We start from the raw sequence: 9,794 nt of genomic DNA, 5'->3' as shown, positions 1-9,794 counted from the left end.
ACAAACGACTCAAGGCACGATGGGCCGATCAAAACCTGCTTAGCCTCTTTACTCATATGCGATAGCCCTGCCACAAGGGGGAGGGTAAGAAGCCTGCGACACCACCGCTCGATTGCCCCGAACGCGCCGGCGGTCTATGTAGACCGCATGAGCGACACGACTTCACGCCTGACCGGCTGGATGGATCTTGCCAACCCGACGCGCTTCGTCGGGCTGGTCGACCGGATCGTACCGTGGCTGGCGTCCATCGCCGCACTCATCCTGGCCCTCGGGCTCTACATGAGCTTCGCCGCGCCCGAGGATTTCCAGCAAGGCATCACCGTTCGCATCATGTACATCCACGTGCCTTTCGCCTGGCTCGCCATGATGTGCTACACGCTGATGGCGGTCTCGGCGCTGGGCACCCTCGTCTGGCGGCATCCGCTGGCCGATGTCGCGCTGAAATCGGCCGCACCCATAGGCGCTGTCTTCACCGCGCTGGCGCTGATCACCGGCTCGATCTGGGGCAAGCCGATGTGGGGCACATGGTGGGTCTGGGATGCGCGGTTGACCTCGGTCTTCGTGCTGTTCCTGATGTATCTCGGCATCATAGCGCTGAGCCGCGCGCTCGACGACGCAAGCCGCGCCGCCTGGGCCGCCGCCATCATCACACTGGTCGGGTTTATCAACATCCCGATCATCAAATTCTCGGTAGACTGGTGGAACACGCTGCACCAGCCGGCGTCAGTGTTCAGGCTTGGCGGGCCGACCATCGATCCAAGCCTGCTGTGGCCTTTGCTCGTGATGGCTCTAGGCTTCACCGTGCTGTTCTTCGCGCTGCATCTGATGGCGATGCGCACGGAAATCCGCCGCCGCAGGGTCATTGCAATGCGTCGCGTCGCCGCCAGGCAGGCCGAGCGGATCTAAGGCGCAATCGCAGCGGTGCATCGACAGATCAAGCGTTCGTCGTCTCTGAACAGCTTGTCATTTCTGTAGATTGTGAACCTCGAACGTGGTCTCCTGAGGCGGCGAGGTGAACCCACCCTTGATGCCCGTTTTCATCTGAGGCATCAGAATGTCATCCCGGAATTGCTCCCAACTCTTCTTGGACTCGTGAACCGCAACAATTGACCAGCCACCGGCCGACGGGCCGGCAGCATGGAAGATCTGGCCTTTTGGCAGGCTTTTCCCGCCTGCTGGATGCACCGCAGCGATTGACGCCTCGTATTGCTCCTTCGTGCCGCCAGGAAAATAATGCGCGATTGCGTAAGCCATTTTCGTTTTCCTCCCGAACAAGCCGCAAACCATCCAATGGCCAGCTTGCTGAAGGCAGATTGACGTAAGGGAACACCAGGGGCAAGCAGGACCTTAGACAGGGGTCGACCATGCACTATGCCCTGGACACGCCTTTGGATATTCGCGTCAGCCGGTGCGGCCGCGCGCTGCCACCGGCAGTGTTTCCAGCACCGTGTCGCCGTCGATCAGATTGACCTCGTCAAACAGGTTGGTGACCACGCAGCAATGATCGGGGACGACACGCACCCGATCGCCGATGCGCAGCTTGCTGTCGCCTGAAAGCGTGACGGTGGCGTGCTCTTCGCTCAAGCCGGTGACCCGCGCTCCCGAAATGCCGAGCAGCTCGCCGAAATCGGCGAGCCCCAACGTATCGCTGGACAACGCCTTGCTGCCGGCATCGAGGATGGCGCGCGTTGCAGTGGGATGGCTGACCACAGTCGACAGCACCGTCAGCGCGCAATCGTCGAGACTGCCGACGCCTTTCGCGACTTGGTAGCGGTCGAGATAGATGTACGTGCCAGGGCGATATTCGGTGACGACCGATGCCTTGCTGGAGCGCCAGATGTCCGGCGTGCCGCCGCTCGAGATGCGTTCGCAGGCGAGACCCGATGCGGCAAGCGTCTGCTTGGCGCCAGCGAGCCAGGCCTCGGCCTCCGCCGCGCGACCGGCGGCCGGATAGGTCATCAGCCCGCCGAAGGCGAGGCCGCCGGCCCTGTCGATCTGTCTTGCCAGCGCAACCGCTTCATCCGCCGTCTGCACGCCGCAGCGGCCCATGCCGGTATCGCATTCGACCAGCACCGACAGGCGATGGCCGACATCGGTGAAGGTCGCCGCCAGCCCTTCCAGCGTCTCCATGCTGTCAGCGGTCACCGAGAGGATGACACGCCTGTGAAGCGCCAGAAGCCGTTCCAGCTTGGCGCGCCCAAGAATGTTGTAGGGAAGAAAAATGTCGGCTAGACCAGCATCGGCCATCACCTCCGCCTCGCCAATCTTCTGGCAGGTGATGCCGACCGCACCCGCCGCCACCTGCTTCTTCGCCCAGTAGGGCAGTTTGTGCGTCTTGATGTGCGGCCGCAGCTTGAGCCCGTTCTTGTCGGCATGGGCCTGGGCGCGGGCAATGTTGGCTTCGGCGCGCGCGGCGTCGATCAGGATCGACGGCGTGTCGAGGTCGTGGATGGTCGGCATCAGCTGTCACTCTGTGAAAATCCGCAGCGGTTATGACCTTGAACGGACACGATGTCACGCGGCCAGCAGACCCGGTCTATGGTCCATGTGCTCGAGGCGAAAGGCCTGGCCGGATCGACACCGGATCGGCGTTGGGATAAGCGATTTACCAAAGCATGTCGCCCAAAAGTGTGTAGCGGTTTTGGGATCACGACATGCGTGCTAACAAACCCAAAGCGCGTCGCATGAACCCCGTCGAACGCGAGGCGCTTGAGCAAAATCGACACGAAGGTCATGATCATGAAACGCTCCGCCATCAATGACATCATCCGCGAAGCCGACGCGTTCATCCGCTCGTTCGGCTACATCATGCCGCCCTTCGCCTATTGGTCGCCCGAGGAGGCAAAGGCGCGTCAGGTGGATTCCTCGGCCGTTTTCAGCTCTCGGCTCGGCTGGGACATCACCGATTACGGGCAGGGCAAGTTCAAGGATCTCGGCCTGTTCCTGTTCACCGTCCGCAACGGCCGCTACGAGGACATGAAGAAGGGCATGGGCATGCTCTATGCCGAGAAGATCATGATCTCGCGCAAGGACCAGCTGTCGCCGATGCACCGCCACAATATCAAGGCCGAGGACATCATCAACCGTGGTGGCGGCAAGTTGGTGCTGGAACTGTTCATGCACGATCGCGACGGCGGCATCGATTCCAAGGCCGAAGTGTCGGTGCCTGTCGACGGAACCATCCACAGGCTGCCGGCGGGCGGCCTGTTGAAGCTCGACCCCGGCCAGAGCGTCACATTGCTGCCCGGCGTCTGGCATGCCTTCTGGGCCGAGGGCAAGGATGTGCTGATCGGCGAAGTGTCGACCGTCAACGACGATCTCACCGACAACGTGTTTCGCGACCCGATCGGCCGCTTCGCGGATATCGAAGAGGATGTCGCCCCCGTGCACCTGCTGGTGTCCGACTACGAGAAGTGGCTGGGATAAGCGGCAACGCCGGCGCGGGAATCGCGCGGGCAACTAGGCGCCAAACTAGGATGTCGGGCTGTCTCCGTTTTGCCAGCCGGCTAGCTCTGGCAGGTCGTCAAGCCAACTTTTCTCCGTCATCAAGGCATCGTCGGCCTGCGGGTCGGAGGCGTTTTGAATGAGCCAGTCTATCCACTTCCGATAGGCAGCCGGGTCCAGCTGGGGCGGCAGCACCTTGGCCTTGGCCAGCATGCGTTTGCGGAAGCTAACCTGCCTGCGGAGTTTGGTCGTCGTGAATTTGATTGCCTTGCCTTGGTATTCGACCGTCCAGCGCTCATCCCCATGGCTGGTGAGCCTGTCGATGGCGAAACCGACATCGACCGGCCTATCCCGCCAAGGAAGCTCGACGGCATTCTTCCTCAGATCGAGTGCCCATCGCCTGTAGTTGGTCCCGGCACGCTGGGGCGGCAGCACGCCAGCCTGTTCGAGCATCTTCCGGCGGAAGGTAGGCTGCTTCTTAAGCTGGCCTGTGGTCAGCTCGATGCGATGCCCACGGAATTCGACGTGCCATCGGATCCTCCCGTTGCCGAAATACTTCACCAGCCTGTCGATGACGAACTCGTCATCGGCAAGCATCACGCAGCCTTGGCTGATGCTTTTGAGAATGAATTGGCTATCACTGGGCATTGCGCGGCCTCGTGCAGGAACCTTTCGCGAAGCTTAGTCACCAGCACGCACCAGCGGCCGGAGGCGCGCCGTAACGGTCGCGCCAAGGCGACAAGATTTGGCAGGCAGATCGGCATCAAGCTTGTCACGGCGATTTCGAATGACCGGTCGCCGTTTGTCGTCGAAGTCAAATCAGGCCAGTGCCGAAATTTATCAATGCATCAAAGGCCAAATGCTGCTCCAGTCTCACCTGAACATGGTAAGTGCCAGATGGAAACTTGGCTTCAATCCTCCAGCGCTTAGCGCCAGCAGGGCGAGCTTTCATCGCTTTGTTGCCAAAATTTACGAGCACAACGCCCTTGGAATTTTGCGCTGTTATCTGCACATCAACTTCAGCCAGATCGCGCCTCGGGTTCAGCTGAAATACCAAGCCCTCTGGTCCGATCGTTACATCTTCAACGAAAACGAAATCACGCAGGAACACGAGCAGATCATCTGAAACGATAATCCTCGAAAGCCAGTTCTTTGCCGTCGGTCCGAGCAGATGCAAAAGGGTAGAGCGCTCTGCGACACTTCTGCAGTATACCCATTGGAGGGATCCATCGAGTATCAAAGGCGAGGGCACCAAAATCTCTGCGCACCGGTGAGCAATTATCGTCCGATCGCCGCCGATACCGCCCTCATGGTAGACCTTACCGAATGGGATGGCCTCAAAATAGGCGTCTTGATCACTGGGACAGGCGTCACCCAGTTGCATATTTCGGTCCGATACCATTACCCCCTCTTGGCTAAGAACTGCACGTGCGTCGAAAACCATCATGAAGAGGAGAGGCGCATGTGCACCTGGTCCGTAATTGCATTCGTTGCTCTTACGGATGCCTTCGATGTGATATTGCGTCGGGGTTCTCGGTCGAAAGTAAAGCCGAGCCGAGTTATGGGCGTGTGTCCGAGCATCTATCACCCCGACACCCGCGACATCGCGTCGTTTGGTGTTCTTTGGGTCCTGCCGAGATCGTAGGCACCCGTCTCTAAGAATATCTACCGCATTCTCCAAAGGAGCGTGATGGAAGAGCCTACTCGGCCATTTTTTTCGAAAAGAATAGTAAGGCCGGTCGAGATTAGCCTCCCATGTCATTATATGCGTCTCTATTGCGTCGACGCTCAGTGCCATGAAAGCTGCATCTGAGAAGAAGGTGCTGGAACGGTCTCGGCGCCAATGCCGCCACGTTGGACTTCCACAGCTAGCTCAGGCTCCGAATTTAGGCGCTGGATTTGTATTGGGCGGATGTTTGGAAGAAGGCTGAGGACCGAGAGAAGTGGTTTGCCTGCTTCCGACACAGACCAACCGGCCTTGTCCTGAGTGAGAAGTCCTTTCTGAAGCGCGACCCAAACTCCCCACAAATCTTCGTTATCGAATTTCCACACCCCGCGAGTCGTTCGCAGCGTAAGGGCACCCTCTCGCATTTCAGCGCCGATGGGCTCTTCGGTTTCCAAGTCAGCCAAACAGTCGTTTGAGATTGAGGTGGCTCGCTCCAGTGCCGTAACGAAGCCCTCGAACGAGAAATCATCGGTTTTCTGGCGGCGGAGCTTTCTTGCCACCTCCTCAAGATGCTCGGGAAGACCAATGTCTACCGTGTAGTCGTGGATAAAGACTTGGATTGCGAGCCTCGAGAGGTATCGCTCCATGAGCGGCTGGACATCTTTCCAGTCCAGCCCTCCGTTCCCACAGCCTAACCGCGGGAACGAAATCTCGCGTATGCCTGCTTTCTCGTGGGCGGCGACGAATTTCCTTAATCCGGATTCGATCCATTCAATCTTAGATGGGTTCCTCCAATGTATTTTCGTAGGAAAGTTTAGCACCCATTGGGCCGCTCCTTTCCAGAGCCATAGCTTGCCGGGCTGCAACTTCTTCTGCTCGCAGACCTCTTTGTAAGCGAGAAACATATCTGGCTCGCGGTCCTTGAATTCGCGAGCGATGCCCTTTCCCATCACCCCCACGCAGTTGACGGTGTTGACGAGGGTTTGAGCAGAGGATTCTAGAAGGCTCGTGCGGCGATATATCAACAATTTGTCAGGCTCCTGCTTATAGCACAGCCTACAGTGAACAATGTAAGAACACCACATGCTTGTGCCGAGCTTGCGCTTGACGACAGGTAGCGTAGCGCTCCGCGTTCGGAAAGCCCTGTCGTCAACGACCGCACAACGATTTTGGGCCGATCTCAGCCGATAGCAGTTTGAAGCGTTTGCAGGACAGGGGTCTTGCCATTTGAGATTGTCACATTTTTCTGGCTCGTTGATATGGTCGGCCCCGCTCACTTCGGATATTAGGTGCTCCATGAGCGACCAGCCTATTGACCCTCGTGCTATCGGCAATCTTATGCTGGATGAGGCAGCAAGGGCCGACATCGCTATCAGCAACCTCGCATTGCAGAAACTCCTCTACTTCGCCCATGCCCGTCATTTGATAGAAACTCGCAGCCCGCTTGTTTCGGGGTATTTCGAAGCGTGGCAGTTTGGCCCAGTCCATCCCTCTGCCTACAAGGCCTTTAAGGCGGCGGGTGACCAGCACATCTCGTTCCGAGCCGTGCGCCAGAATCCCCTTACAGGGAAATCCGATCCCCTGCCCACGCCCACGAACACCTCAACGATTCGTCTGGTGAAATGGGTCATCAGTTCATACGGCAAGCTGACGCCGGGCCGGCTGGTGGAAATCTCCCACGCCAAGGGTGCCCCATGGGAGTATGTCGTGGATCAGGCTCGCTCCAAGATGGCTTTTGGACTCCGAATACCTGATAGTGTGATTCTTGAGCGATTCAAATTTCACAAGGTCAGCGTAGGTGCTGTGCCGATGAGTGGAGAACCCGGTGAAGATACGCCCTTTGCCTGATATCGATTTAGCTCGCATCGCCCCGCTGCCAAGTGACCAAAAAAGCCGAGCGCTTGAACAAATGAAGGGTGGGCATCCACCATACTCCTATGAACCAATGCGACGGTCTGCATTGGAACTGCTGAATGTCGATGCTGGTCCACTCGGCAAGGTCGATCGCGCTTCGTGGGCGAAACTGGCGGATGCTATCTCCAAACGTTCCCGTTCCGAGGATGAAAGTAAAGCCAATCTCGGGGCTGCGAAGGCGCTTTTTGATTTTGCCGAAGCCGCGAATTTGCATGGCCGCCGGCATGACATCTATCCCCTAGCAATCGGCATCTCGGAGAAGGTGAAGTTTTGGCTTCCAGCCGTTGTTGCGATTGATGGACAGACTGTGGTGCCGTTTATCGATCCCAGGCGCTCAAAGAAGCTGACCGCTGATGGCCGCCGTTTTGCGTTTTCTGTGATGCACGAGCGCATCAGGGCCGCTGACGAAGACTTCGCGGATGTCGAGTTCGCAATCTTCCAATTGGATGCGAATGATGACGGTTCCCGCACGACGCGGCTTCATCTGTCTCGCGGCGTTGAGCTCTATAGCTTTGACGATCTGGATTTGATGGTCCGCGAGACATATGACCTGTGGCGCGCGATCCTTGAGGAATGGGAACGGGAAACCCGGCGAAAAGGTGCCGGGGGGCGCGGATCCCTGATCTGATAAATCATTCCATCGAATGGCCCCGGGAGGGGCCATTTTCTTTTATCCGACAATTTGCAGTGCGCTACCAGCATGATTGCCCTTATGCCGGTGCTGCCGTGTCGCGGCACGAAGTCGCGGAAACGGACAATCTCCGCCAAAATAAAATACTGAATTCACTTGGAAAATTGCTGGCTGGGGAACCTGGATTCGAACCAGGACTAACGGAGTCAGAGTCCGTGGGTCTACCGTTAACCTATTCCCCAGCAGGCGCGGTCATGAACCGTGCGGGCCGAGCGGCTGAGCCGCTTGAGCGCTGCCTTGTAGCTGCCAGCGGAAAATAGTCAAGCCTGCTGAGCGCTTCAAAAGGCAGGTTTCGTCAGCCAGTTCGGATGCCGCGTTTCAAACGTCGCGCCGGCTCCGCGTTCACCTCGTGCTCAGCTTTCTGTCCGGCTGAACTGTGAGCGTTCGAAGAACAGCACGATGCCCAGGCCGAGGAACAACGGGATGATCAGATAGAACAGCCGGAACACCAGCAGCGCCGCCAGCACGCCGACCCGGTCCATGTCGGAGAGGCCGGCGAGGAAGACGACTTCGAACACGCCGAGGCCGCCCGGCGCATGCGAGATCTGCGCGATCGAGAAGGAGACGAGGAAGACGCCGAGCACGACGAAATAGCCGGGATTGTGGGCTTCGGGCAGGGCGAAGAAGATGATCGCGGCGGCCGCCAGAAGTTCGATCGGACCGATCAGCAATTGCCGCGCGACAATAGGCAGCGCCGGATAGTGCAGTTGAAAGCTGGCGATCTTCAGCGGGCGCAGGTGCAGCCAGCTGCCGAATATGTAGGCGGCGACCAGCAGCAGCATCGCTATTCCCGCTGCCTCCGACAGGCCATGATGGGCAAGGCCGGAAAACCTGTCGAGTATCTCAGGCTCGAAGACCAATACCAGGCCAGAGATGAAAATCATCGACAGCACGAAGGTGATCCAGCAGACCGCCACCAGCACGCCGACATCCTGCCCGCTCAGGCCCCTGGTGCCATAGGCGCGGTAGCGGATGACGGCGCCCGAGAACACGGAACCGCCTATGTTGTGCGACAGCGCATAGGTCGTGAACGAGCAGAGCGTGACGAACAGCCACGACACACGCTTGCCGATATGCAGGAGCGCGATGTGGTCGTAGCCGGCGAGTGAGGCATAGGCGATGACCGCACTCACGGCTGCAAGAATCCAGCCGGGTGCCGAAATGGCCGATATGCCGTCCCAGACATCGTCGAGCGAAATGCCACGCAGTTCGTGCCAGAGTAGCAGTAGCGAGAAGATCACCGCCGCGATGCCGACCACCGGCCAGAAATAGCGTCTCCAGTTCATTGCCTGCCAATTCATTGCCGGAATGCCATGCGTTGCGGGTCCGCTTCCTCTTCTGCTGGTGGTGCGAGGAGGTCGGCCGGGCCGGATCCTTCCGCCCATTTCAGAAATGCCTCATTGAAGCCGGCTATTCAACCGCGAACGTTTTGCGCGGCGACAACCGGGCCGATTTGTCCGTCTTGCAAGCGGCTGAAGAGGCCGCCGACAGGCATTGGGCGTACCGGTCCAGGCCTGCTGAAAAATTGCGCGGCGTGACCGGAACGGTGGTTTGCGGACCCAGCCGGCAAAATTCAGCATGCGGCTCTTGGTGATCGGGCGCGGCGCTGTTAGTCTGGCGGCAACTTAAAACACTGAAGCGCCTGCAGCGTCCGTCATCGGTTCGCGCGGTGCCGGAAGGAACGACAGTGGAAGACCGCGACACCGGCGCCAGCGCGCCGGAGGTGGGCGCGTCCAGCGCTTCCCCAGGGCCAATTCCCGGGACCGCAAGCTGGCAGCAACGCCGCCCGACGGAGTCCCGCTCCGCGGATGGGCAGGCGGGCGACGCGACCCAGAAGGGCAAGCCCAAGAAGCGACGCAAGCGAAGGCGCGGGCGCAAGGTCTTTGCGCGCGATGACGCGCGTCCCACGGAGATTCGATCGCCGGTGCCAGGCAAGACCGGGACCCCGGCGGCGGAGGCGCACAGACCGGCGGAATCGGCGGCCTCGCCCGCGGCTGCGCCCGCGGGCGGTGGACCACGCGCCGGCCCGCCGGCCATGGCTGGCCTTGCCGGGGTTGGGGGGGGTGGCCTCCGGCCCAC

Annotated in this window: 11 protein-coding genes and 1 tRNA gene; 4 read left to right on the top strand and 8 right to left on the bottom strand. The window is 59.4% G+C overall.

From position 1 onward, the window contains the following. Window positions 1-147 precede the first annotated feature (147 nt). On the top strand, window positions 148-906 hold the full coding sequence (locus tag NKH57_RS32545; protein ID WP_023762196.1) for a heme ABC transporter permease: 759 nt from the start codon (window positions 148-150) through the stop codon (window positions 904-906). 57 nt (window positions 907-963) lie between these two features. Here NKH57_RS32545 and NKH57_RS32540 read toward each other — a convergent pair whose 3' ends face one another. The 3 genes from NKH57_RS32540 to NKH57_RS32530 form a co-directional block, all read right to left on the bottom strand. Next, the gene (locus tag NKH57_RS32540; protein WP_352950425.1) at window positions 964-1,254 is read right to left on the bottom strand and encodes a hypothetical protein; all 291 of its coding nucleotides are present in this window, start codon (window positions 1,252-1,254) and stop codon (window positions 964-966) included. A gap of 147 nt (window positions 1,255-1,401) precedes the next feature. Continuing rightward, window positions 1,402-2,460 carry a D-TA family PLP-dependent enzyme gene (locus NKH57_RS32535; protein WP_352950423.1) on the bottom strand — a complete coding sequence of 353 codons (1,059 nt, stop codon included), beginning with the start codon at window positions 2,458-2,460 and terminating at the stop codon, window positions 1,402-1,404. Further along, window positions 2,460-2,741, bottom strand: a complete 282-nt coding sequence (locus NKH57_RS32530; protein WP_352950421.1) for a hypothetical protein — start codon at window positions 2,739-2,741, stop codon at window positions 2,460-2,462. Before NKH57_RS32530 ends, NKH57_RS32535 begins: the two co-directional genes overlap by 1 nt. Between NKH57_RS32530 and NKH57_RS32525 the strand changes: the two genes are divergently transcribed. Further along, window positions 2,740-3,426, top strand: coding sequence for a D-lyxose/D-mannose family sugar isomerase (locus NKH57_RS32525; RefSeq protein WP_352950419.1), 687 nt, complete (start codon window positions 2,740-2,742; stop codon window positions 3,424-3,426). The genes NKH57_RS32530 and NKH57_RS32525 overlap by 2 nt on opposite strands. 45 nt (window positions 3,427-3,471) lie before the next feature. Here NKH57_RS32525 and NKH57_RS32520 read toward each other — a convergent pair whose 3' ends face one another. From NKH57_RS32520 to NKH57_RS32510, 3 genes are all read right to left on the bottom strand, one after another. Further along, window positions 3,472-4,092, bottom strand: a complete 621-nt coding sequence (locus tag NKH57_RS32520; RefSeq protein WP_352950417.1) for a hypothetical protein — start codon at window positions 4,090-4,092, stop codon at window positions 3,472-3,474. Window positions 4,093-4,258: 166 nt separating this feature from the next. Continuing rightward, window positions 4,259-5,206 carry a DarT ssDNA thymidine ADP-ribosyltransferase family protein gene (locus NKH57_RS32515; RefSeq protein ID WP_352950427.1) on the bottom strand — a complete coding sequence of 316 codons (948 nt, stop codon included), beginning with the start codon at window positions 5,204-5,206 and terminating at the stop codon, window positions 4,259-4,261. A 26-nt stretch (window positions 5,207-5,232) separates the two neighbouring features. Continuing rightward, on the bottom strand, window positions 5,233-6,138 hold the full coding sequence (locus tag NKH57_RS32510) for a macro domain-containing protein (protein WP_352950415.1): 906 nt from the start codon (window positions 6,136-6,138) through the stop codon (window positions 5,233-5,235). Window positions 6,139-6,406: 268 nt separating this feature from the next. On the opposite strand from NKH57_RS32510, the gene socA reads away from it, so the two are divergent. Together socA and socB are read left to right on the top strand one after the other, a co-directional pair. Next, complete coding sequence (gene socA / locus NKH57_RS32505) at window positions 6,407-6,958, top strand: type VI toxin-antitoxin system SocA family antitoxin (RefSeq protein ID WP_352950413.1); 552 nt, start codon at window positions 6,407-6,409, stop codon at window positions 6,956-6,958. Then, the gene (socB, locus tag NKH57_RS32500) at window positions 6,936-7,652 is read left to right on the top strand and encodes a type VI toxin-antitoxin system SocB family DNA replication inhibitor toxin (protein ID WP_352950411.1); all 717 of its coding nucleotides are present in this window, start codon (window positions 6,936-6,938) and stop codon (window positions 7,650-7,652) included. The genes socA and socB overlap by 23 nt, the downstream gene beginning before the upstream one ends. 171 nt (window positions 7,653-7,823) lie before the next feature. Here the strand turns inward: socB and NKH57_RS32495 are convergent. Beyond that, window positions 7,824-7,897: transfer RNA gene (locus tag NKH57_RS32495), tRNA-Gln, on the bottom strand. 171 nt (window positions 7,898-8,068) lie between these two features. Next, window positions 8,069-9,001: a lysylphosphatidylglycerol synthase domain-containing protein gene (locus NKH57_RS32490; RefSeq protein WP_352827482.1), complete on the bottom strand. Its 933-nt coding sequence runs from the start codon at window positions 8,999-9,001 to the stop codon at window positions 8,069-8,071. Between the last annotated feature and the right edge of the window lie 793 nt (window positions 9,002-9,794).

Source organism: Mesorhizobium sp. M1050 (assembly GCF_040318715.1).
Classification (GTDB): domain Bacteria; phylum Pseudomonadota; class Alphaproteobacteria; order Rhizobiales; family Rhizobiaceae; genus Mesorhizobium.
This window is presented reverse-complemented; position numbering and strand designations above follow the sequence as displayed.

What these genes read in the sequence shown, in the direction of transcription:
- NKH57_RS32520 (WP_352950417.1), bottom strand. Translation starts at nt 4,092, where the DNA reads ATGCCCAGTGATAGCCAATTCATTCTCAAAAGCATCAGCCAAGGCTGC.
- NKH57_RS32535 (WP_352950423.1), bottom strand. Translation starts at nt 2,460, where the DNA reads ATGCCGACCATCCACGACCTCGACACGCCGTCGATCCTGATCGACGCC.
- NKH57_RS32515 (WP_352950427.1), bottom strand. Translation starts at nt 5,206, where the DNA reads ATGACATGGGAGGCTAATCTCGACCGGCCTTACTATTCTTTTCGAAAA.
- socA (WP_352950413.1), top strand. Translation starts at nt 6,407, where the DNA reads ATGAGCGACCAGCCTATTGACCCTCGTGCTATCGGCAATCTTATGCTG.
- NKH57_RS32490 (WP_352827482.1), bottom strand. Translation starts at nt 9,001, where the DNA reads ATGAACTGGAGACGCTATTTCTGGCCGGTGGTCGGCATCGCGGCGGTG.
- NKH57_RS32530 (WP_352950421.1), bottom strand. Translation starts at nt 2,741, where the DNA reads ATGATCATGACCTTCGTGTCGATTTTGCTCAAGCGCCTCGCGTTCGAC.
- NKH57_RS32545 (WP_023762196.1), top strand. Translation starts at nt 148, where the DNA reads ATGAGCGACACGACTTCACGCCTGACCGGCTGGATGGATCTTGCCAAC.
- NKH57_RS32525 (WP_352950419.1), top strand. Translation starts at nt 2,740, where the DNA reads ATGAAACGCTCCGCCATCAATGACATCATCCGCGAAGCCGACGCGTTC.
- NKH57_RS32540 (WP_352950425.1), bottom strand. Translation starts at nt 1,254, where the DNA reads ATGGCTTACGCAATCGCGCATTATTTTCCTGGCGGCACGAAGGAGCAA.